Raw genomic sequence first — 21671 nt, forward strand, 5'->3', positions numbered from 1 at the left:
CGAGAAAAGAAGGATATGGGTAATAATTTTAAAATGGTCGCCAAGACTTTATTTGGTTTTGAAGAGCTTTTGTCTAAAGAACTTAGAAATCTTGGAGCTAGTAATGTGGTAGAAGGCGTCAGGAATGTCTCATTTGAAGGAGATACCGGTTTTATGTACAAGGCAAACCTATGCTTACGAACCGCTATAAAAATCATTAAGCCCATTCATTTTTTTTATGTGAGGGATGAAAATGACCTGTATAAAAAAATCTATGCCATGGATTGGACAGAACACCTTTCTGTTTCGGAAACGTTCGCAATAGATACTACGGTCAATTCCGATTACTTTACGCATTCCTTATATGTTTCCCAAAAAGCGAAAGATGCCATAGTGGACAAATTTAGGGATACAGATGGGTCTAGACCAGATGTGGATGTCAAGAATCCAGATTTGCGTATTAATATCCATATTCATAATAATGAATGTAATGTATCTTTGGATAGTTCAGGTACCTCTTTACATCGAAGAGGCTATAGAACGGCTACGAATATTGCTCCCATAAATGAGGTGTTGGCTTCTGGGCTATTACTTTTAAGTGGTTGGGACGGACAATGTGATTTTCTGGATCCCATGTGCGGAAGTGGAACCATGTTGACAGAAGCGGCTATGATCGCATGTAATATACCTGCTAATATTAACAGAAAGGGTTTTGCTTTTGAAAAGTGGCCAGATTTTGATGCGGAATTATTTGAGAAAATCACTGATGCCAGTTTAAAAAAAACCAGAGAGTTTCATCATAAAATAATTGGTTATGACAAAGCTCCGTCAGCAGTGAGAAAGGCTCAGGATAATATTGAGAATGCTCATTTAGAGGAATATATTACCGTTGAGAGAAAGAATTTTTTTAAAACCGTAAAATCTACGGAGGGTACTTTACATATGTGTTTTAATCCACCTTATGGAGAACGATTGGATATTGAGATGGAAAACTTTTATGGTGCAATTGGGGATACCTTAAAGCAAGGATACCCTGGTACCAATGCCTGGTTCATTACAAGTAATCTTCAGGCTTTAAAATTTGTTGGTTTAAGACCTTCACGCAAGATTAAGGTTTTTAATAGTCATCTGGAGTCTCGCTTGGTCAAGTATGAAATGTATGAAGGAAGTAAGAAAGCTAAATATCAAGGAAATACAAAAGAATGAAATTAAAACATAAAGTACTGATCTTAAATTTTGTTTGCTTTGCCGTTCTGTTTGTAATCCTACGTTTTGGGATTGGTTTTGTGTATAAGGAATATTCGTTCTTTATCTCCTTGATTTCGGCCATTGCCGCTTCATTATTGGCACCTAAATTTGCTTTGGTAAATAAAGAAGGAAAGGAGAAAATGGTAATGAAGTGGATTTTTATTAAAGGTTTTAGGGTTTTATAATTCTCCACTATTGGGCTCTTCTGATTTGGGCAGGGTATTGGCCTTCTTATTTTTTTTGTAAAAAGGTAAAAAATAAGAAATACTGTAGTTGTAACCTACTCCAAACCGGCTATCATCAGTAACCTTATTAAATCCTGGAATATATAGATTTGGAAATCTGTCATCTTCTTTTTGGGATATTATAATTCCTAGCCGTATACTAGCACCTAAATAAAGGTTCTTGAATAATTCTACTTTGGTGCCAAAAACCGCCTCTAGCCAAGTGGCGGAAAGACCAGAAAAATTTTCAGGTATATCCGATCCGCTCGGAAAATCCTCTGAGCTCCAATAACGATTGGTGTCAAAATATTGATAGTTGTTAAGCGTATTTTCAAATGTACTGAATGCTAACCTTCCTCCTATATAAATCAAATTTTGCTCACCATACCAATTGGCATAGTTGTTCTTGTTTACCCCAACCTTAATGTAACTACCAGATGTGGTAAAATTATATAAGTCTTCCTGTTTGGTCTTTTCTTCATTACCTATTTCTGCGGCTATATATAAATTTTGTGTTAATCTATAGTCAGCAACCAATTCCAATCCTTTGTAATTATCATCCAGAGATGTTCTTAGGATTCTACTTAAGTCCACTCCAAGACGTAATCCATAAGATTGTTTATAGGTAATCGTATCTTTTGGATTTAGGTCTATGGGCTTATTTTGGCAGATGGCCAAGCAGCTAAAGAAAATGAAAAAAAGATTAATGAAAAATCTTGACATGGGTAGAATCTGAATTGATTACTTGACTTCTTGTTATTTCTATATCCTGAATCCAATTTTCGGAATCTGTTGTTATGGTAGCTTGTAATTCATCATAGTTAACAATAAACCCACAACCTCTTGAGAGAAAGTCTTCTACTCGTTGATAGGAAAAGTTTATCGTATCTATATTTCCGGTTTCTATACCTTCATCGTTAGTGGCGGAACTATTGATCATTATAAAGCTGGTAATATCAGCATCCGTCTTTAGTGGTATGGAGATGGTACTTAAAGCCGTTCTGTCCGCCACTGTATTGACCGTAACATTTTGGCCTACACCGACCACTCTTAAGGTGGGGACATTTTTTAAAGCACTAGTGTCCAAAATATTATAAAACTCTATGACCAAAAGAGGAGTGTCTCCTTCAACACAAATATCATCCTTTTCGCATGAGGATATTGCTATGATACACAAGAAACACAATATTACAGTTCGCAGCCTACTCATCTAATTCTTTCTTTTCTAAAAGTACAACATTTTCTACATGGTGTGTTTGTGGAAACATATCTACTGGCTGCACCTTGGTAACCTTGTACATATCTTTCATAAGTTCCAAATCCCTGGCTTGCGTGGCGCTGTTACAACTTACATAAACCACTTTGTTAGGTGCAATATTCAAGATTTGTTGAACAACGTCTTTATGCATACCATCTCGTGGGGGATCAGTGATGATTACATCTGGCACACCGTTTTGAGCTATAAATTGTTCGTTGAATACATTTTTCATATCTCCAACAAAGAAATCCACGTTTTCAATATTGTTTCGCTCTGCATTTGCCTTGGCATCTAAAATTGCTTCAGGTACAGATTCAATTCCAACTACCTTTTTAGCTTTTTTAGAAACGAACTGAGCAATGGTTCCTGTGCCTGTATATAAATCATATACCAATTCATCACCTTTTAAATCTGCAAAATTTCTTGTGATTTTATATAATTCATAGGCCTGTTCAGAATTGGTTTGGTAAAAAGATTTGGCGTTTATCTTAAACTTCAACCCTTCCATTTCTTCGAAAATATGGTCTCTACCCGAAAAACAAATAATTTCTTGATCGTAAATGGTGTCGTTCTGTTTTGGGTTGATAACATATAACAAGGATGTTATCTCTGGAAATGTTTTAGTAAGATGGTTTAGCAATAATTCTCTTTTCTCTTTATCATCTTCAAAAAATTGTACCATTACCATTACTTCACCAATAGAGGTGGTACGGATCATTAATGTTCTTAAAAGACCATGCTGGTTTCTTGGATTAAAAAAGGTGAGGCCATTTTCCGTAGCAAATTTTTTGGTCTGTAAGCGTATGGCATTGGAAGGGTCACGTTGTAAATGACATTTTTTTATATCCAAAATTTTATCCCACATTCCTGGAATATGAAAACCTAAAGCGTTTCTATCTTCTATCTGTTGATCGGACTGAATTTCGTTCAAGGTAAGCCAACGACTATCGGAAAATGAAAATTCCATTTTATTCCTATAGAAATATTGTTCTTTTGAACCTAAGATCGGTGTTACTTCCGGTAGCTCAATATGGCCTATTCTTTTTAAGTTATTCTCAACCTCTTTTTGTTTATAATAAAGTTGGTGCTCATAACCCATATCTTGCCACTTGCATCCTCCACATACACCAAAATGTTGGCAGACCGGATCAACCCTTTTTTTCGATAGAGTATGAAAATTGGTCGCCACACCTTCAAAATATGCTTTTCTTTTTTTTGTGGTCTGTACATCAACCACATCACCCGGTACGGTATTGGTTAAAAAGATTACCCTTCCATCCGGAGCTTTTCCTATGGTTTTACCCTTGGCTGCCGCATCTAGGACCGTAACCTTTTCAAAAACCAGTCGCTTTGTCTTTTTTCGCATAGCGCAAAAATAAAAGGTTTCTTTGGATTGCGAATACTGTTATTGATAGTATTAACAAGTAATTAAATACGTTGGACGGTATTATTTATTATGACAGCATTAATTTGTATTTTTGGAATTCTACAGGGATGATTTCTCTCCTACGCTGAATTTTCGACTCTTCGAAAGGAAAAAGGTATAGAAGGAATTGCTAAAGTTTTATTTAAAGTAATTTTATCATGTCAGTTTTAGAAAAGATTACTTCTAAGGATGCAATTGCCTTGGAAGAAAAACACGGAGCCCATAATTATCACCCATTGCCTGTTGTTTTAAGTAGGGGTGAAGGTGTTTTCGTTTGGGATGTGGAAGGAAAAAAGTATTATGATTTTCTTTCGGCCTATTCTGCCGTTAACCAAGGGCATTGTCACCCAACAATAGTTAACGCAATGATTGATCAGGCTAGAAAGCTATCCTTGACCTCTAGGGCGTTTTATAATGATATGTTGGGGAAATATGAAAAGTATGTAACTGAGACTTTTCATTTTGATAAGCTCTTGCCAATGAATACGGGGGCAGAGGCTGTTGAGACCGCATTGAAAATATGTAGGAAATGGGCTTATGAAAAAAAGGGTATAGCAGAAAATGCTGCGGAAATCATTGTTTGTGAAAATAATTTTCATGGTCGTACCACAACAATCATCTCCTTTTCAAATGACCCGGTGGCTCGTAAGAATTTTGGCCCGTATACGGACGGATTCATTAAAATAGAATACGATAATTTAATGGCTCTGGAAGAGGCCTTGAAAACCAATGAAAATGTATCTGGGTTCTTGGTAGAACCAATTCAAGGTGAAGCTGGGGTTTATGTGCCATCTGAAGGTTATTTAAAAGGTGCTAAGGCATTATGTGAAAAATACAACGTATTGTTCATTGCAGATGAAGTACAGACAGGTATTGCCCGTACGGGTCGTTTACTTGCCACATGCGGTAATTGCTCTTGTGTGGACAAACATTGTAGCGGAGAACCAGAAGTAAAACCGGATATATTAATCTTAGGAAAGGCATTATCCGGTGGTGCATACCCAGTTTCTGCCGTTTTGGCCAATGATGCCATCATGAATGTAATTCGCCCAGGCAATCACGGTAGTACCTTTGGAGGTAACCCAATTGCCGCGGCCGTGGGTATGGCGGCCCTAGGTGTTGTCAAAGAAGAAAAACTTGCTGAAAACGCTTATGTTCTAGGTGAAATTTTCAGGAAAGAACTCAATGAGTTTATTCCTACTTGTGACCTTGTGAAAAGTGTTAGGGGCAAGGGACTTTTAAATGCAATTCTTATCAACGATACAGAAGAAAGTTCCACTGCATGGGATATTTGTATGGCATTAAAGGAAAACGGTCTACTTGCTAAACCAACACACGGTAACATAATTCGTTTTGCACCACCTTTGGTCATGACAAAAGCAGAGTTGTTGGACTGTGTGTCCATTATCATAAGAACCTTGCAAACATTTAAACAATAAAAAAATCCCCGAACATGTTCGGGGATTTTTCTTTGCTTACTTTTGGTTATTGGAAATCTGCTGTAGCAAAAAACGCAATGATCAATCCAAAATAAATAATGGTAAGTATTAATAATATAACTGAAAGGGCCAGGCCTATATAAGAGAGCACTCTACCGGTCTGTATGTTATCATAACCACTATAATTGCCCGGATTGGCTTCATGGAAAGCTTTTGCTTTTTTAGCATAGTTCAAACCTATGAAACTAAAAATTGCACCAAAAGGCCCACAACAGAAAAGGGTCAATACTATAGATAGAATGCCAAATGTTAATGCATTACTGGAACCTGGAATTTTTTCTTCCATTATTATTGATTTAATAATTCGTTCATTCGCTCCTGTATAAGCTCTTGATCTTGACTCATGATTACATCCCAACCGATCCACATAATAAACCAAATCATGAACAATAAAAATAAAATGTTCAGTACCAGACCTATGATGGTAACCAGCTTTGCCGTTTTAAGGGCGGAGTAATTAGTGTAATCATTTGGATTAGCATTATAGAGCTTGGTAGTATTAAGTGCAAGTACCAAACCAATGATACTAAGAATTAGCCCTAAAATACCATAACACCAGCATAGAATGATTGAAGCTATGCCGAGCACTAATATCAATGTTACATTAGGTAATTTTTGTTGTTCCATAATTTAAAGGTTTAGTTAGATAAATTTTAATATATAATTGGTCAATATAAATCCTACGGTGCTAATCATAAGAATTATTGTAATGGTGTTAGCATACTTTATAGTATATAATTTGTTTGCTCCCAAAAAAGCCAAAAGTAATAGCATAGGATAAATGGCAGGATACATTTTAAATGCCTCAATAAATTCTCCCTTGGTCAAAAAAAGTATGGCACGTTGCATACCGCAACCTGGGCAATCTATCCCTATTAATTTTTTGATGAAACAGGGCAACATAAAATTATCCAACCCCAAATAAATAAATAATGCCCTTAATCGCATTTAATAGAAATTCTAAGTTGGAAAATTACCATTATTTTTGTGTATTCAAAATAAAAACATGTCTCAATTTCAGATAGGCGATATTGTAGAAACAATTGATGATGTTATCAAGGGAAGGGTAAATGCCATTAACGGTAAGGATATAACGATCATTAGCGATGATGGTTTTCCTCTAGTCTATGAGCCCCATGAACTTGTGTTAATGGCCAACGATATACGTGTCTCTAATTTTGATATTGCTCGCATTAAAAAAGAAAAGGAAATACCAAAGCGGAAAATATCTACCATTGTTAAGCCAAAAGAGCGTAACGCACCTAAGATGGAAGTGGACCTGCATATTAACCAATTGGTGAAAAATCCTAAACAACTGGACAACTATGCTATTCTGAACCTGCAATTGGAAACCGCAAAAAGGCAATTGGATTTTGCCATAGCCAAACGCATTCAAAAAATTGTCTTTATCCACGGAGTAGGGGAAGGAATTCTAAAGGAAGAACTACGTTACCTTTTCAATAAATATGAGAATATTAAATATTATGATGCAGAGTATCAAAAATATGGCCTAGGGGCAACAGAAGTTTATGTCTACCAAAACCCTTAGATTATCCGCCAGTAGTTACTTCACCAAACTCATTAATCTGCAGATCTGTAATTCTACTTCCATTTTCATTGACAAATGTAATGCCACTTAGCTTGATAGTGTGCGTAAAGGTTACGTTATCCGTGGTTGTAGTACTAACGATAACAGAGCCGCCTTCAGCCTCAATTTCTTCAATGACCGTTGGTGTAAGTGGTGGTGGTGCATCACAAAAATAGGCACTGGTTACGGTTTCAGAAAATATACGATAGCTTACTTGTGAGTTTCCGGGAACAGCACTTTCCCTATCCGTCGTGGTTACTTCATTTTTTAGGAGTCCGCTAGCCAAGGTAATGATCAAGGACTCGTCACCATTGATCTTAAAAACCACGTTGGTAGAAGATGTGGATAACGTTCCACAATTTTGGACATTGTCTATGCTATCAAAGTCTACCGTTTCTATTTGAAGGTCGCCATCGTCACAGGCAAACAATAAAAATAAACAACCAATTAGTAGGTATTTTTTCATACATCAAATTTAATTTAAAAATTATAAACCCATGGAAAGCACACCCTCCATTTATGGGTAAATTAACTTTATTTGAGCTATTTTTGTTCTTTATTTATTAGAGCAGGCTTTGATGAAACAGGTATATTTAGATAATGCGGCAACAACACAGGTTCACGCTAAGGTAATTTCAAAAATGCAGGATGCATTGGCTAATTCCTACGGAAATCCTTCTTCTACACATAGTTTTGGCAGAACAGCGAAAACGGCCATAGAAAGTGCAAGAAAGACAATTGCCAAATATATTAATGCACAGCCCTCTGAAATTATTTTTACCAGTGGAGGTACTGAGGCGGATAATATGATATTAAGATGTGCGGTGCGTGATCTAGGGGTAAAGACTATAATCACTACTAGAATAGAACATCATGCAGTACTGCATACGGTAGAGGAACTGGAAGCAAAAGGTCTTATAGAATTACAATATGTTAATTTGGACGCTTATGGCAATCCTGATTTGTTGCATTTGGAAGAACTTTTGAAAAGCAATGGTTCTAAAAAATTGGTAAGCCTTATGCATGTGAACAACGAAATAGGCAATAAAATAGATTTGGAACAGATTACCTTATTATCCAAAAAATACGATGCCTTGGTACATTCCGATACTGTTCAATCCTTAGGTCATTATGAATGGGATGTAAAAAAGTTTCCAATAGATTTTCTAGCTGCAGCAGCTCATAAATTTCATGGGCCTAAAGGAATTGGTTTTGCTTTTATCCGAAAAAATTCAGGTATGAGCTGTATGATATCCGGAGGGTCTCAAGAACGTGGGCTCAGGGCAGGTACGGAGTCTTTCCATAATATTGTTGGTCTCCAAGAAGCGTTTGTGCACGCCTATGATAATTTGGAAACGGAAAAGAAATATGTTGAAGGACTTAAGAGGTATTTTATAGAACAGGTAAGAAAGGATATACCGGAAGCCAAATTTAACGGACATTCCGCAGATATGGAAAAAAGCACCTATACGTTGGTGAACGTTTGTTTGCCCATTACGGAAGATAAGGCTATGATGCTTTTGTTCAACTTGGATATTAAAGGTATAGCGTGTTCAAAAGGAAGTGCATGTCAATCAGGGAGCGATACCGGTAGTCATGTCCTTACCCAAATTTTGTCCAAGGAAGACATGAAAAAACCATCTGTGCGTTTTTCATTTTCTACCTATAACACGAGGGAGGAAATTGTTTATACCATTAAGGTGCTCAAGGATATAATAGAAAGTTAGTTTAATTTTTGTTGCGGTCTCGTTTTCTTTCCCTTTCGTATGGAAATTTTCTAATGGCCAATTTCATCATACGGTCAATGAGGTCCGTGGTGTTTTTGCCAGTTTTTTTATTAATCTCCTTTTCATATTTCCATAGCAGTCTTCCAGTGTCGCCATCGCTGATCTTTATGCCAATTCGGCCATAATCTGCTCCACCAGAAATATAATCTGTAAAGCTGAACTCTGTAGGTATACCGCTAGAAAGTAATATGTTTAAATCCAAAGTTCCGCTAATTATACCATCTACACCCAAAATTTCACTTAATTGTTTGGTGGTGTAGACATCTATATTTTCATAGGTTACATTGTTTTGTGCCAAAATAGCGGTAGTATTTTTTATATTCTGAAACTTTACCGGTAACTTTTTCTTTTTACTTCTTCTGGAAAAATAAGTTTCCAAAGCATTTTGTACAGCATATCCCTCATTTTCTTCAAGTCTTTTTTGTTCCTCCCTGGAAATGGGTTCGTTAAGGTCTAGATTTGTTAGAAAAGGAATTATGGCCAATACGGCATGATCTTCACTTAATTCATCAAAATTTGGGCTTTCATAAATGTTCTTTTGTCCAAGAGCTGCTATACAGTACAATGTGGTCAATAAGAAAAGTATTCTTTTCATCTGTTAATTTTAAAGGTGTATTCCTAATTTTAGATTCAATACCCTTGATGTTAAATAATTGGGCACGGCAAATTCGTTCTTACTGTCCACATCTCTAACCCATGTATTGGTTATGGAGTTTTGGTTGTTGAATAAATTAAAGATTTCAAACCCTAGGCTTAGCTCTTTAAAGGCGTGTAACCAATGCGTGGCAGGAAATTGCTTGTCCTTGCCTACAAAAATATAGGAAATTCCTAAATCTGCACGTTTATAATCCCTTAATCTATTTTGAAAAATATACGGATCTGCATAGCTGGGCGAACCTCCCGGTACACCGGTTTGATAAACCAGGTTAAGGTACATTTTTAAATCTGGAATTTTAGGAATGTAATCCTGGAACAGTACTCCTATTTTCAAGCGTTGATCTGTGGGCCTAGGAATATAACCCCGGTTATTCCTGTTTTCTTCAGTCTTTAAATAACCTACACTGATCCAAGATTCGGTTCCAGGTACAAACGCCCCGTTCATACGTAACTCTGCACCGTAAACATAGGCCTCCGTATCATTATTTGCACTATACCGAATGCGCACATCTTCTAAGGTATATGGATTTACATGTTCCAATTTTTTATAATAGGCCTCGCCCAATAGTTTAAAGGGCCGTTCCCATAGAAGAAAACTGTACTCACTACCAAGAACAAAATGTATTGCCCTTTGTGCCTTTACCGAAGGGATAACTATACCAGTAACATCCCTTAATTCCCTGTAAAATGGTGGTTGGTGGTAGAGTCCCGTAGAAAACCGGAATAACATATCCTTATTCCAATCTGGTTTAAGGGCCAATTGTAACCTTGGACTATATACGGTTTGGGATACTTGTTCACCGGTATCATCGCTAACGGACCAATGATGAAATCTTATACCTAGATTATAATATACATTGGCTTTGTTCCATTTATTTTGTGTGCCAAATTGCGCATAACCGGAGAAACGGTCGGTCTGAACAAAATTTAAGGCGTTTAAACTGTTATAGGCAACTAAGGGAGCATTGTATGGGTCTAAAGGTTGATTGTTTACAAATTCTGGTCGTGGAGGTCTAATTGAAAACCCGACGGAATCTATAAATTCTGATTCCCTTAATTGGTCCCTTATATCTTCATGGGTATATTTTGCACCCCATTCAAGAATGGAGTTGTTCATTGTATGGGAGCCTTTATGTTCCACATTTAAAATTAGGGCGTCCAAGTCATTTCGGGTTCTATTAAATTGAGAGCCAATGCCTCTAGGGTTCAATGCACTGCCCATGGTCTCACTGGTAAAATTGCTGTCTACTTGGCCCAGACCATAGGTTGCGATAACATCTGAGTATTCCTCTTCAGTAGTATGGTAAAGCGAAGATATTAGCTTTAATACCGTATTCTCATTTAATTGATACGTACCTTTTAAAGCCCCCAATGCTGTGGTATATCTGTTTTTTTCCAATCCTTCATAATAAACGATTAAAGCTTGTGGGTTCTCTAGGGTGCCAAAATTGGTCTGCCTGTTCAATGGCTCGTTAACATAATCGTTAAGGGCCAAATTGCCTAAAAAATCCAATTTAAATTTTGGGTTGAACCGGTAGGTTAAATAACTCTGTACATCCGTAAATGAAGGATTAAAATTGCTTTGTGTCTGTTGGCTATTGACCAACAAGGCATTATTCCTATATCTTAAACCGGATAAACTACTGAACTTGGCATTTTTAGATACGGTTTCCACACTAGCTTGTGCCCCTAAAAAGCTGCCTTCCATACGTAAGGAAAATACCGTAGGGGTCTTGTATTTGATATCCAATACAGAAGATAATTTATCTCCGTACTTGGCCTGAAATCCTCCTGCGGAAAACTTAACATTTTGGACCAGATCGCTATTAACGAAACTAAGACCTTCTTGTTGGGCAGACCTTATTAAAAAAGGTCTGTACACTTCAATTTCGTTTACATAGACCAAGTTTTCGTCATAATTGCCTCCCCTTACCGCATATTGGGTGGAAAGTTCGTTATTGGCATTTACGCCTGGAAGTAATTTTAAAATAGTTTCTGCCCCCGCATTGGCTCCTGGGATTTTTCTGATAGTTGCGGGGGCAATATTTAAAATTGTTTCTGTTGCCCGTTCTCCGTTTGCCAATACCGTTACGCCACCAATTTGTATGGTATTATTTTTTAGTACTGGGTTAAACTCAAATATGTCGTTCGTAGTAAGAATCAAATTTTCCAACACTACATCCTTGAATGCAATATGGGAAAAGATAATAGTGTTTTCTTGGTCCGCAACAAGCTCTAGCGAATAATACCCTATATCATTTGTGGTGGTTCCTAAAGTTCCAGCAGAAATATTTACGTTGGACAATGCGTTTTTATTTTCATCCAACACAATACCCGTAATGGTGGCATTTTGCGCAAAAACAATGGTGTTGCACAATACTATGATAACCCCCAGAACACTAAATGGTCTCAAATATCTATTTTCTATAAAAAGAGGTGGTAAGCGTACTTACATTGCCTACATTATCTGTAACGGTCACTTTAAGAACACATTGCGTTTGGTCGGCAATCTTATCATCAAAATTATACGTCAATGTATTGCGTTTAGGTTCATATTCCATCAATATCCATTCACCGTTCAAAGTTGCCGTATATGAATCAATTCCGCTTAAATCGTCCGCAATGCTTACACTAAGGTATTTGTAGTTGTTGAGCCATTGCTTTTCCTTAAAATTTTTTGTTCTAATGGTTGGCGGTGTAGTGTCTTGTGCAATGGTATAGGTTCCCAAATTTCTGGTACGTGCGGTAAACAGATCGCCGCGTTTGTATGTGTTGGTAAAATTTGGCTGTAATTTATCGTTCAATCTTGCAATGAACAACTGTTTGTGCGTTTCCTTGGGATATTTTGATGCGTCAAAAGTAATAGTGAAATTCCTATGGGCCGGTACAGTATTGCTATGTATGGTAACCGTATCGGCACCTTTTTTTAAATCGATATAAAAATCTTCATAAAATGTATTTGCCGGAAAATAGACTTTTGCGCCCCCCAAGTCATAGTTATTTGGCTTTTTGGCTACCAAAAAATTATCGGTCACTTTTTCATTGTTTGTGCTGGGGCCTTTATTTTCCTTCCCTTCAATAGGAATGGCAAGTTTAACCGTGTTACCGGCATAATCCTTAATGATTAGATTAGCAGTATAGCTAAGCCCTTTATTTACTTTGACCTTACCTTCATTATAAAGCTCCTTGTAAATGCTTAAGTTGTTACCGGGAGATTTAAAACTTTTCTGTATGCGCTGCCTATGCCTACCATAATAATCATAGTCTATCAATGTATTGATGTATCTGGTTTCGCCAAATGAGAACGACTCAAAATCATATAGCGAATAAATTTTTCCGTTGACGTTGAATTCTACGGAGTAAACCCCGTTTTTATTTGCAGCCATATCCAATCTATCATACCCAATGAATCCAAAACCTATTTCTCCAAGGGCTTCGACCTTATCTGCCAAATAGGTGCCATCATCCTGTCTACTAAAATTGATCTGCGTCCTTTCTTGGTTATGATTAATGTGCGCGTTGTCGCTTAACGGATATGCAAATAGTTTTTCCAAAATAGGATTTGTTGCATCAGCTACATGCATTCCATAAAGAAACGGGTTCGTTGGCTTTTCTGATATACTACTTCTAATTTCAAAGTGTAGGTGTGGACCAGCAGAGCCACCCGTGTTTCCGCTATATGCAATTAATTCTCCTTTGGAGACCTTTATTTCCCCATAATCAGGAAAAACTTCAACCTCAAATGATTTTTTTTCATATTGGAGTTTTTTAATATAGGCTTCTATGGTAGGTGAAAACTTCTGTAGGTGGCCATATACCGAGGTGTAGCCGTTTGGGTGGGCAATGTACAGCACTTTGCCATATCCCCATAAGGAAACCTTAATACGGGTAACCGTTCCGTCCCCTATGGCGTTGACCGGAATTCCTTCCCGCTGCTGTGTCTTGATGTCCAGACCCGCATGAAAATGATTGGAACGTAGCTCACCGAACGTCCCGGCCAAAATAATAGGTATGTCCATTGGAGGGCCAAAAACATCCTTAGGATATTGTTCTTGACCTAGTAATGTTAGACAAAAAAGAAAGAATAGGACGCAGGGTGAATTTTTCATATGGTAGATTGCAATAGTGCGAAAATAATTAAACAACCACAATTCTATGAAGTTGCCCGTGCTAAAATTTTTATAAAGACATCTTGGCTATATAATTGTCAATTTAATTACAGTTCATTTTGGAATATTTCACAAAACTATTGCTAAGTCATCTAATCTATGTTAACTTTGTGTAAATCGCATTGATTTTGATGTATGGGCGAATTGATTAAAATCGTTGATTCCTTAGAAGATAAAATTAGCAAATTGTTGCATAAGCTGGAAGTGCTGAACAAGGCTAATTTAGAGTTGGAAAAGGAATTGAAGAATATAAAATCTTCACAGGAGAATGCAAGTAAAACGGTATCTGAATGGGAAGAGAAGTACAATTCTCTTAAACTGGCAAATTCAATGCTTGGCAGTAATACAAACAAAACAGAAGCTAAGCTTAAAATAAATACATTGATACGGGAGTTGGACCATTGTATAGCCCAACTTTCAGAATAATGTCTATAAAATATGTCAGAAAAGCTCAAAATAAAACTTTCTATTGCAGATAGGGTATATCCTTTGACGATCGATCCTGCGCAAGAGGAAGGTTTAAGAAAGGCCGCTAAAAATATTGAACAGTTGGCCAAAAAATTTGAGCAGAATTATGCAGTTAGAGATAAGCAAGATGTATTGGCCATGTGTGCCCTGCAATTTGCATCTAAAATTGAGCAAAACGGCATTGAGCAAACGGAAGGATCCAAAGAGGCCGAACAACGTTTAAAAGCGTTGAACGATTTGGTGAACTCTAAATTGGCTTTGTAAAAAAAACGTTCTTTAAAATACATTAAGTTACTGCCCACATTGGTAATACCTTTTGACAAACTCAACATTTATTTTTTTAAAAAGGGTGAGTTTAGATTGTAAAAGCAGGCCCTACTCGTATAGGGATCCTTGATCAGTCTGTTAGCCCTAAACCTGTTTACCGGAGTTTGATCAAAACTTCTCCAATGTGGGCTTTTTTTTTTATTAATTAATTAGACTATGGATAGTACAATGATAATTATTGCCGCAATAGTTGGGCTGGCAATCGGTTTTGCAATAGCAAAATTTTTGGAAAAAGGGAAAGCCTCTAAAACCATAATAAATGCAAAGAAAGATGCTGAGCGCATTATAAAGGAAGCTAATAAGGAAGGGGAAAGCATTAAGAAGGAAAAAATATTACAGGCCAAAGAAAAGTTTTTAGAACTAAAGGCCGAACATGAAAAAGTAATTTACGGGAAGGACAAAAAAATTAGCGAGGCGGAAAAGCGTACGCGAGATAAGGAATCTCAAGTGAGTAGCGAGCTTGCCAAAAACAAGCAAATGAACTCACAATTAGACGGAAAACTAAAGGAAGTAGAGCAGAAAAGGGCCTTGTTTGAAAAAAGACACGAAGAACTGGACAAGATGCATAAAAGCCAAGTTCAGCAACTAGAGGTCATATCTGGACTTTCTGCAGATGAAGCTAAAAATCAATTGGTGGAAAGCCTTAAGGAGACTGCCAAGTCAGACGCTATGGCCTTTATACAATCTACGGTAGAAGAATCCAAACTTACCGCCCAACAAGAAGCCCGTAAGATCATTATCAATACCATTCAACGAATTGGTACGGAAGAAGCAGTAGAGAACTGTGTTTCTGTATTCAATATTGAATCTGATGACGTTAAGGGTAGAATTATTGGTAGGGAAGGTAGGAACATTAGGGCATTGGAGGCGGCTACTGGTGTGGAAATCATTGTTGATGACACTCCTGAAGCTATCATCCTTTCCTGTTTTGATTCTGTACGTAGAGAAGTGGCAAGATTGTCGTTACATAAATTAGTGACAGACGGTAGAATACACCCGGCTAGAATTGAGGAAATCGTTAAGAAGACCGAGAAACAAATAGAGGCGGAAATTGTTGAAATTGGTAAGCGTACGGTTATTGATTTAGGTATTCATGGATTGCACCCTGAACTTATACGTGCCGTGGGTAGAATGAAATATCGTTCTTCATATGGCCAAAATTTGTTGCAGCACTCTAGGGAAGTGGCTAAATTGTGTGGTGTTATGGCATCTGAACTTGGTCTTAACCCTAAAATTGCCAAACGAGCAGGTCTATTGCATGATATTGGTAAAGTGCCCAATACTGAAAATGAAGTGGAGACTCCGCATGCTATCCTTGGTATGCAATGGGCGGAGAAATTTGGAGAAAAAGCTGAGGTCTGTAATGCCATTGGAGCCCACCATGATGAAATAGAAATGAAGACTCTTATAGCTCCAATAGTACAGGTCTGTGATGCCATAAGCGGTGCTAGGCCAGGTGCTAGAAGACAGGTATTGGATTCGTATATTCAACGTTTAAAAGACTTGGAAGAAATTGCATTTGGTTTTAGCGGGGTGCAGAAAGCCTATGCTATACAGGCAGGTAGAGAATTACGTGTCATTGTTGAAAGTGAAAAGGTTAACGATGATAGGGCTGCACAGCTATCCTTTGAAATTTCTCAAAAGATACAAACGGATATGACATATCCAGGTCAGGTAAAAGTTACTGTAATTAGGGAAACCAGAGCAGTCAACGTGGCCAAATAATATCATATTTACTTCAATAACAAAGCCTCTTATAACAAGAGGCTTTTTTTATGAGATAATTGAAAAATTTAAAGCAGAATTTATAAGCAATATTTAATCATGAATTAAACTTTAATTTTTGCAAGAGAAAATCTAAAAAATACACCTTCTTTATTATTATTACGTTTACCAAGTGTAATTTTACCACCAAGTTTCTCTACTAATGTTTTTATAGTTGTCAGGCCAATACCAGTGTTTTTAACATCAATCGTATGTAGCTTTTCAAACAAACCAAATACTTTTTGCCAGTATTTTTCTGGTATTCCAGGCCCATTGTCTTCGTAAGTAAAGAAGTAATAATCATAATCTTCACTTAAGGATATGTGAATATCAATGTTGGGAGAATTGACAAAATTTAAACTGTTTGAGATTAAATCCCTAAAAATCTGGTTGAAACTGCTAAGTGATTGATTAATATCTATATCACAATTTGTTAGATGTAAATTAACATTGTTTATGTTGATATTTTGGTTTAGTACCTGTTTCAGCATATTTGAAACATTAAATTTTTCTACAATTATTTCTTCATTAGTAATAGAATTGTAATTAATAATTCCATTAATTAATGCCTCCATATACTCTATTCTATTATCTATTATATAAAGGAAATTGGGTATTTCAGTTTCTTTTAAGAAATCACTGTAGTCTTCTTTTATAAAGCCAACAATAGAGTTTATTCCAAGTAGAGGGGTTTTCATATCATGGGCAAGCCGATATGATAAGTGTTTTAACTGATCATTTTTTATACGTAATTCTTCATTGACCAATTTTTGCTGAATATTCTGTTTACGTAATTCTAATTGGGCAATTACTTGATCAGCGAGATCTCTTAAAGATGCTTGTTGTTGTTTTGTAAAATTATGTCTTGGTTTGGTGTCAATAACACAAAGTGTACCAAGTGAAACCCCTTCCTTCGTATTTAAAGGTGCTCCCGCATAAAACTTTACTAAAGGACCACCTGTAACTAACGGGTTGTCAAAAAATCGTTGATCCTTGTTAGCGTCATTTACTATTAATAAGGAGTTTGGATTGTTTATAGCATGTGCACAAAAGGCTAAATCCCTGGGAGTTTCTGAAGATTCAATACCATAATGAGATTTAAACCACTGTCTATCTTCATCTATTAACGAAACAAGTGCCATAGGTGTATTACAAAGATCAGCAGCAATACGTGTTATAGCATCGTATTCTTTTTCTTCTAAGGTGTCAAGAATATTAAAACTGTTTAATACACTTAATCGTTTTTGTTCGTTTATTGGTATTTCTGGTTTTACCATTAGTTGGGTGTAATTTTTACTTAAACTTTATATAGTAGGTTTTTTCCTACTTATAACGATTATGTAACTCGTTTATTATACCCGTTCCTTTATGTTTACTCCTGAGGCTGAACTTCTTCTGTTGACTCGCCTTCTTCTTCATCTTCTTTGAGTAAATTATTTTTTAAAATATTCAGCTTTTTCAATTTTGCCTTCCATGCGGCTAAGGACTCTTTATGTTCATTAACACGCTTTATGACATCTTGCACCAACGGATTACTTTCTGATGCATTTGAGAAAAATTCCAAATTATTCTCCAACTGCCTTATTTCACTTTTACTTTCGTCTATTTTCTTTCTAATAAAAGCACGTTCATTTTGGATGGCCAGTTCTTGATTGTCCGTTGTTTTAAGCTGTTGAATTTTATTACCATATTTCAACAGTTCAGATTCTTGCTTGCTAACTCCACATTTATTGAACAAGGCATCAATTATTTTGTCGAATTTTTGGTTAATGTTCTTTTTCTTGAACGGAACTTTACCAATTTTTTTCCATTCTTCTGTAAATTCCTTAATAGCTGCGAGGTCCTTTTCTTTTTCGCCGCTCAATTTAAAATCCTTTAGACGCTCAATACAGGCATCTTTTTTCTTGTAATTTTCTTCTTCTTCCTTAAATGCATCATTCTTAAGTGCATTTAATCTGTCAAAATAATGGTTACAGGCATTTTTAAAATCCTTCCAAATTTTATCGGAATACTTACGCGGAACATGGCCTATCTTTTTCCATTGGCTTTGTATACGCTTCATTTCTGAGGTGGTTACATCCCAATTCTCACTATCTTTTAAAGATATAGCCAAATCAAGGAGCTCCCTTTTCTTTTGCAGGTTTTCCTGTTGTTCTTTTTTTAAGTTTTTGTAAAAGGCATTTTTATTTTGGTTGAATTCACGTACTGCGCTTTTAAACGCATTCCATGTTTTGGAATTCACCTTTTGGGGAACTTGGCCGGCCTTAAAGAATGTCTCCCTTAATTCCTCAATCTTTTTTATTTGTTGCTGCAAAGTTCCATGATTGGAAGAAACAGAAGATGCTATTTCCTTTATTTCTTCTATGATGGCATTCTTGCGCTCTAAATTTTCTTCCTTGATTTGATCAAGGTTCTTAAAATAGTCCTGTCTTCTTTCATGAATAGTTTTGGTAGCCGCGCTAAAGCGGTTCCAGATTTCCTCCCGATGCTCTTTGCCAACCGGTCCCAAATCTTCTTTCCAGATTTTATGTAATACTTGTAATTCCCTAAAGGCCCTATTTAAATCTGGTTCTTTGGCAAGTTCTTCAGCTCTTGTGACTATTTTGCTTTTTTCTTCCAGATTGTGCTTAAAATCAAGATCCCTTAATTCCCGGTTGATATTTAAGAAATCATAAAAAATTTCAATGTGGTGGTGATACGTTTTCCAAACATTGTTGTAATTCGCCTTAGGTATAGGACCCGCGTGCCTCCATTTGGCCTGTATATCCTTAAAGTTGTTGTAGGTTGTATTAATATCCTCCTCAACATTTACCAAAGCCTTTAATTGTTCTATTAAATCTAACCGATAGGCGAGATTTTCTTTATGGCTTTTTTCTAAGCTTTTGTAATACTGATTTCTTTTCTCCCTATATTCTGCATACACTTCGTTGAATTGTCTTTTGTCAACGGAGTTGTACCTAAAGTCAATTTCATTTCCACCATTGGCTATGAATTCTTCCTTTTTTTCTTCTATAAATTCATCGAACTTTTGGTTGAATTCATCTTTAATGGAATCTACATGTTTACGTATGGCCTGTACCTTTTCATTTTTAACTAAGCGTTGCAGTTCCCCAACCAGGTTTTCCATATTCATTTCATGATAATCCGGCATAGGTATTTCATGTCTTTTTACGGTATCTTCATCTTCCGCGTCCTCTGCATTGGACTCATCTATTTCATCTATGGCATCAGGTTCTTTTGCGGCTGAATCTAAAGATTCTTCCGTTTTTTGCTCTTCTGTAATTTCCTCCTGTACATCTTGACCTTCCGCAACGTTACTTGAAGTATCCGTAGTAGAATTTTCTTCTGTTGATGATTCTGGTAATTGGTGTTCTTTATCCTCGGACATATTCCTTAATTATATGTTTACAAGATAGTGACTACCCCTAGAATTGCAAAGTATTAGCGTCTATTTTTAGTATTGGCCTACGGTGCATTGACAGGCTTTAGGATTGTGTTTTTTTATGCATTTTAGACTATAGAGTTTTTTTCTTTATTAAATATTGTTCCAAATAGACCATGCTTTCTCCGCTTGCAACTCTAACATTCTTAACCCGTTGCAAATACGTGCTCCATTTAATTTACCCGTTTGCAAAAATGCCGTAACCTCCGGGTTATAAATAAGGTCGAACAATAAATGTTTTTGGCCAATACAAGTATAGGGTAAGGCAGGTTTTTCCTCTATATTAGGAAAGGTACCTACAGGAGAACAATTAATGATCAAGGTATGTTTTTCGATAGTATCAACGGTTAACTCATCATATCTAAAACCATTTTTTTTGCCCGACCTTGATACAAATCTATAATCAATTCCCAATTCATCAAGTACAAAAGCTATTGCTTTTGAAGCGCCTCCGGTACCCAATATCAATGCATTGTTGTGGTGAGGTTGTATGTGGGGCAATATGGCGTTTTTAAAACCATAGGCATCCGTATTAAAGCCTGTAAGGCCATTCTCATCAATTTTTATGGTGTTCACCGCTCCAATTTGTTGAGCCGCATGATCCATATGGTCCAAGTAAGGAATAACCTCTTCTTTATAGGGAATGGTTACATTGAGTCCGCTAATTGTATTGTTTTTTGAAAATATTGAAGGAAACATTTCTATGGAATTCAAGTCAAAATTTTCGTAACTATAATTTTCAAGACCTAAATCTTGGAATTTTTTTTTGAAATATCCCCGGGAGAAAGAGTACGAAATATTCTTTCCTACCAAGCCAAATTTATGTTGTTCTGTTTTTTCCATACCAATCTAAAAGTAACAAAATGCTAATACCAATAACGATAAATAATATAGCGGTCCAATTTTCTAAAATGCCCATGTCCGGTAGAAAACGTTCATAGTTCATGATTATCCTTTTTCCATTCGAATCCAATAATACACTGCCATCTTCACCAATTTTATAAATTGTTTTTTTCCAAGGCCATACAACGCCCAAAGAACCAGTAATAAAACCTAATATGGTGGCAGTTGTAATATGTTTATAATGTTTTAGGACAAAACTTAATACATGTGATAATGTTACCAAGCCTGTTGCGGAGCCCAATGTAAACACCGCTAATATTTTTAAGGTATGCAATCGTTCACTATTAGAAGTGAAGCTAAAATCACCAACAATTATTTCTGAAAAAGTATCATACAGAGCATTTACGGAATCTACTAAAAGCAGCACATAATTGCCCAAGAGAATTAATATAAAAGAACCCGAAAGTCCTGGTAAGGTCATGCCGGATACACTGATCATACCGCATAGAAATATGAATATTAAATTGTCGTTTTCCTTTGCCGGACTCAAAAAACTAATGGCTACACCAATACCTAATCCTATGAGTGCAGCGGTAAAGGTCTTCTTTTTCCAATAATCAAAATCCTTACCTATATAATAGATAGAACCTAATATCATACCAAAAAAAGTGGACCAGACCAGTAATTCTTTTTTGACCAAAAAATAATCCAGTAGTTTGGATATGCTGAAATAACTTATGAGCATACCAAAGATCAACAGGGTTAAAAAGGGTCCGTTTATATATCTATAAAAGCTTTTAAATCTTCCGCCGATCAATAATTTGAACGCCTTTGCATTGATTTTTTGAAGCGAGTATATAAATTCCTCGTAAAACCCTCCGACAAAGGCAACGATGCCCCCAGATACGCCGGGTACTTTGTTGGCTGTACCCATGCATAATCCTTTTATGACCAAGAAAATTTTATCGGTTAAGGATCTGGGATGGTTCATG

The 21671-nt window shown here is 36.4% G+C and carries 22 protein-coding genes and 1 other RNA gene; 9 read left to right on the top strand and 14 right to left on the bottom strand.

The window, feature by feature from the left end; translation table 11 throughout:
• The first annotated feature begins 15 nt into the window (after window positions 1-15).
• Complete coding sequence (locus JM81_RS17850) at window positions 16-1185, top strand: class I SAM-dependent RNA methyltransferase (RefSeq protein ID WP_144805406.1); 1170 nt, start codon at window positions 16-18, stop codon at window positions 1183-1185.
• Window positions 1182-1412, top strand: a complete 231-nt coding sequence (locus JM81_RS17855) for a hypothetical protein (RefSeq protein WP_089261896.1) — start codon at window positions 1182-1184, stop codon at window positions 1410-1412. The genes JM81_RS17850 and JM81_RS17855 overlap by 4 nt, the downstream gene beginning before the upstream one ends.
• Here JM81_RS17855 and JM81_RS17860 read toward each other — a convergent pair.
• The 3 genes from JM81_RS17860 to rlmD are packed head-to-tail and all read right to left on the bottom strand — an operon-like array spanning window position 1407 to window position 4075.
• Window positions 1407-2174, bottom strand: a complete 768-nt coding sequence (locus JM81_RS17860; RefSeq protein WP_144805408.1) for a DUF6048 family protein — start codon at window positions 2172-2174, stop codon at window positions 1407-1409. The two genes, JM81_RS17855 and JM81_RS17860, sit on opposite strands and share 6 nt — an antisense overlap.
• Window positions 2155-2628, bottom strand: coding sequence for a DUF6452 family protein (locus tag JM81_RS17865; RefSeq protein ID WP_245838951.1), 474 nt, complete (start codon window positions 2626-2628; stop codon window positions 2155-2157). The genes JM81_RS17860 and JM81_RS17865 overlap by 20 nt, the downstream gene beginning before the upstream one ends.
• Before the next feature lie 25 nt (window positions 2629-2653).
• On the bottom strand, window positions 2654-4075 hold the full coding sequence (rlmD, locus tag JM81_RS17870) for a 23S rRNA (uracil(1939)-C(5))-methyltransferase RlmD (RefSeq protein WP_144805410.1): 1422 nt from the start codon (window positions 4073-4075) through the stop codon (window positions 2654-2656).
• 218 nt (window positions 4076-4293) lie between these two features.
• Between rlmD and rocD the strand changes: the two genes are divergently transcribed.
• The gene (gene rocD, locus JM81_RS17875) at window positions 4294-5574 is read left to right on the top strand and encodes an ornithine--oxo-acid transaminase (RefSeq protein WP_144805412.1); all 1281 of its coding nucleotides are present in this window, start codon (window positions 4294-4296) and stop codon (window positions 5572-5574) included.
• Between the two features lie 46 nt (window positions 5575-5620).
• Here the strand turns inward: rocD and JM81_RS17880 are convergent, their stop codons facing one another.
• From JM81_RS17880 to JM81_RS17890, 3 genes are read right to left on the bottom strand one after another with little or no spacing between them, the layout of a single operon-like run.
• Window positions 5621-5920, bottom strand: coding sequence for a CCC motif membrane protein (locus JM81_RS17880; RefSeq protein WP_245838950.1), 300 nt, complete (start codon window positions 5918-5920; stop codon window positions 5621-5623).
• A gap of 2 nt (window positions 5921-5922) precedes the next feature.
• Window positions 5923-6261, bottom strand: a complete 339-nt coding sequence (locus JM81_RS17885; RefSeq protein ID WP_089261886.1) for a CCC motif membrane protein — start codon at window positions 6259-6261, stop codon at window positions 5923-5925.
• Window positions 6262-6276: 15 nt separating this feature from the next.
• Complete coding sequence (locus JM81_RS17890) at window positions 6277-6582, bottom strand: DUF2752 domain-containing protein (protein ID WP_144805414.1); 306 nt, start codon at window positions 6580-6582, stop codon at window positions 6277-6279.
• A 58-nt stretch (window positions 6583-6640) separates the two neighbouring features.
• On the opposite strand from JM81_RS17890, the gene JM81_RS17895 reads away from it, so the two are divergent.
• A complete protein-coding gene (locus JM81_RS17895; RefSeq protein WP_144805416.1) occupies window positions 6641-7183 on the top strand; it encodes a Smr/MutS family protein in 543 nt (180 codons plus the stop codon).
• Between the two features lies 1 nt (window position 7184).
• On the opposite strand, the gene JM81_RS17900 is transcribed toward JM81_RS17895, so the two are convergent.
• Window positions 7185-7688: a hypothetical protein gene (locus tag JM81_RS17900; RefSeq protein ID WP_144805418.1), complete on the bottom strand. Its 504-nt coding sequence runs from the start codon at window positions 7686-7688 to the stop codon at window positions 7185-7187.
• 112 nt (window positions 7689-7800) lie between these two features.
• Here JM81_RS17900 and JM81_RS17905 point away from each other — a divergent pair, with 112 nt between their 5' ends.
• The gene (locus JM81_RS17905; RefSeq protein ID WP_144805420.1) at window positions 7801-8949 is read left to right on the top strand and encodes a cysteine desulfurase family protein; all 1149 of its coding nucleotides are present in this window, start codon (window positions 7801-7803) and stop codon (window positions 8947-8949) included.
• Window position 8950: 1 nt separating this feature from the next.
• Here JM81_RS17905 and JM81_RS17910 read toward each other — a convergent pair whose 3' ends face one another.
• From JM81_RS17910 to JM81_RS17920, 3 genes are read right to left on the bottom strand one after another with little or no spacing between them, the layout of a single operon-like run.
• Window positions 8951-9604, bottom strand: a complete 654-nt coding sequence (locus JM81_RS17910) for a hypothetical protein (protein WP_089261876.1) — start codon at window positions 9602-9604, stop codon at window positions 8951-8953.
• Between the two features lie 9 nt (window positions 9605-9613).
• Window positions 9614-12079, bottom strand: a complete 2466-nt coding sequence (locus tag JM81_RS17915) for a TonB-dependent receptor (RefSeq protein ID WP_261375144.1) — start codon at window positions 12077-12079, stop codon at window positions 9614-9616.
• Window positions 12080-12083: 4 nt separating this feature from the next.
• The gene (locus JM81_RS17920) at window positions 12084-13775 is read right to left on the bottom strand and encodes a M23 family metallopeptidase (RefSeq protein WP_144805422.1); all 1692 of its coding nucleotides are present in this window, start codon (window positions 13773-13775) and stop codon (window positions 12084-12086) included.
• Between the two features lie 195 nt (window positions 13776-13970).
• Here JM81_RS17920 and JM81_RS17925 point away from each other — a divergent pair, with 195 nt between their 5' ends.
• From JM81_RS17925 to rny, 4 genes are all read left to right on the top strand, one after another.
• Window positions 13971-14261, top strand: coding sequence for a hypothetical protein (locus JM81_RS17925; protein WP_089261872.1), 291 nt, complete (start codon window positions 13971-13973; stop codon window positions 14259-14261).
• Between the two features lie 12 nt (window positions 14262-14273).
• Complete coding sequence (locus JM81_RS17930) at window positions 14274-14567, top strand: cell division protein ZapA (protein ID WP_089261870.1); 294 nt, start codon at window positions 14274-14276, stop codon at window positions 14565-14567.
• Window positions 14568-14626: 59 nt separating this feature from the next.
• Window positions 14627-14736: non-coding RNA, 6S RNA (gene ssrS, locus JM81_RS17935), on the top strand.
• A gap of 50 nt (window positions 14737-14786) precedes the next feature.
• A complete protein-coding gene (rny, locus tag JM81_RS17940; RefSeq protein ID WP_144805424.1) occupies window positions 14787-16355 on the top strand; it encodes a ribonuclease Y in 1569 nt (522 codons plus the stop codon).
• Between the two features lie 104 nt (window positions 16356-16459).
• On the opposite strand, the gene JM81_RS17945 is transcribed toward rny, so the two are convergent.
• The 4 genes from JM81_RS17945 to JM81_RS17960 all read right to left on the bottom strand — a co-directional run bounded on the left by JM81_RS17945 (window position 16460) and on the right by JM81_RS17960 (window position 21670).
• Window positions 16460-17671 (bottom strand): sensor histidine kinase, encoded by a 1212-nt coding sequence (locus JM81_RS17945; RefSeq protein ID WP_144805426.1) that lies wholly within the window; start codon window positions 17669-17671, stop codon window positions 16460-16462.
• A 95-nt stretch (window positions 17672-17766) separates the two neighbouring features.
• Window positions 17767-19782 (bottom strand): DUF349 domain-containing protein, encoded by a 2016-nt coding sequence (locus JM81_RS17950; protein WP_144805428.1) that lies wholly within the window; start codon window positions 19780-19782, stop codon window positions 17767-17769.
• 147 nt (window positions 19783-19929) lie between these two features.
• On the bottom strand, window positions 19930-20679 hold the full coding sequence (locus tag JM81_RS17955) for a shikimate dehydrogenase family protein (RefSeq protein WP_144805430.1): 750 nt from the start codon (window positions 20677-20679) through the stop codon (window positions 19930-19932).
• A complete protein-coding gene (locus tag JM81_RS17960; RefSeq protein ID WP_144805432.1) occupies window positions 20657-21670 on the bottom strand; it encodes a DUF368 domain-containing protein in 1014 nt (337 codons plus the stop codon). The genes JM81_RS17955 and JM81_RS17960 overlap by 23 nt, the downstream gene beginning before the upstream one ends.
• Between the last annotated feature and the right edge of the window lies 1 nt (window position 21671).

The sequence above is a fragment of the Maribacter sp. MAR_2009_72 genome, assembly GCF_007827235.1.
GTDB classification, from domain to species: domain Bacteria; phylum Bacteroidota; class Bacteroidia; order Flavobacteriales; family Flavobacteriaceae; genus Maribacter; species Maribacter sedimenticola.

What these genes read in the sequence shown, in the direction of transcription:
- rocD (WP_144805412.1), top strand. Translation starts at nt 4,294, where the DNA reads ATGTCAGTTTTAGAAAAGATTACTTCTAAGGATGCAATTGCCTTGGAA.
- JM81_RS17925 (WP_089261872.1), top strand. Translation starts at nt 13,971, where the DNA reads ATGGGCGAATTGATTAAAATCGTTGATTCCTTAGAAGATAAAATTAGC.
- JM81_RS17960 (WP_144805432.1), bottom strand. Translation starts at nt 21,670, where the DNA reads ATGAACCATCCCAGATCCTTAACCGATAAAATTTTCTTGGTCATAAAA.
- JM81_RS17890 (WP_144805414.1), bottom strand. Translation starts at nt 6,582, where the DNA reads ATGCGATTAAGGGCATTATTTATTTATTTGGGGTTGGATAATTTTATG.
- JM81_RS17905 (WP_144805420.1), top strand. Translation starts at nt 7,801, where the DNA reads ATGAAACAGGTATATTTAGATAATGCGGCAACAACACAGGTTCACGCT.
- JM81_RS17860 (WP_144805408.1), bottom strand. Translation starts at nt 2,174, where the DNA reads ATGTCAAGATTTTTCATTAATCTTTTTTTCATTTTCTTTAGCTGCTTG.
- JM81_RS17850 (WP_144805406.1), top strand. Translation starts at nt 16, where the DNA reads ATGGGTAATAATTTTAAAATGGTCGCCAAGACTTTATTTGGTTTTGAA.
- rny (WP_144805424.1), top strand. Translation starts at nt 14,787, where the DNA reads ATGGATAGTACAATGATAATTATTGCCGCAATAGTTGGGCTGGCAATC.
- JM81_RS17880 (WP_245838950.1), bottom strand. Translation starts at nt 5,920, where the DNA reads ATGGAAGAAAAAATTCCAGGTTCCAGTAATGCATTAACATTTGGCATT.
- JM81_RS17855 (WP_089261896.1), top strand. Translation starts at nt 1,182, where the DNA reads ATGAAATTAAAACATAAAGTACTGATCTTAAATTTTGTTTGCTTTGCC.
- JM81_RS17950 (WP_144805428.1), bottom strand. Translation starts at nt 19,782, where the DNA reads ATGTCCGAGGATAAAGAACACCAATTACCAGAATCATCAACAGAAGAA.
- JM81_RS17895 (WP_144805416.1), top strand. Translation starts at nt 6,641, where the DNA reads ATGTCTCAATTTCAGATAGGCGATATTGTAGAAACAATTGATGATGTT.
- rlmD (WP_144805410.1), bottom strand. Translation starts at nt 4,075, where the DNA reads ATGCGAAAAAAGACAAAGCGACTGGTTTTTGAAAAGGTTACGGTCCTA.
- JM81_RS17885 (WP_089261886.1), bottom strand. Translation starts at nt 6,261, where the DNA reads ATGGAACAACAAAAATTACCTAATGTAACATTGATATTAGTGCTCGGC.
- JM81_RS17955 (WP_144805430.1), bottom strand. Translation starts at nt 20,679, where the DNA reads ATGGAAAAAACAGAACAACATAAATTTGGCTTGGTAGGAAAGAATATT.
- JM81_RS17920 (WP_144805422.1), bottom strand. Translation starts at nt 13,775, where the DNA reads ATGAAAAATTCACCCTGCGTCCTATTCTTTCTTTTTTGTCTAACATTA.
- JM81_RS17910 (WP_089261876.1), bottom strand. Translation starts at nt 9,604, where the DNA reads ATGAAAAGAATACTTTTCTTATTGACCACATTGTACTGTATAGCAGCT.
- JM81_RS17930 (WP_089261870.1), top strand. Translation starts at nt 14,274, where the DNA reads ATGTCAGAAAAGCTCAAAATAAAACTTTCTATTGCAGATAGGGTATAT.
- JM81_RS17900 (WP_144805418.1), bottom strand. Translation starts at nt 7,688, where the DNA reads ATGAAAAAATACCTACTAATTGGTTGTTTATTTTTATTGTTTGCCTGT.
- JM81_RS17945 (WP_144805426.1), bottom strand. Translation starts at nt 17,671, where the DNA reads ATGGTAAAACCAGAAATACCAATAAACGAACAAAAACGATTAAGTGTA.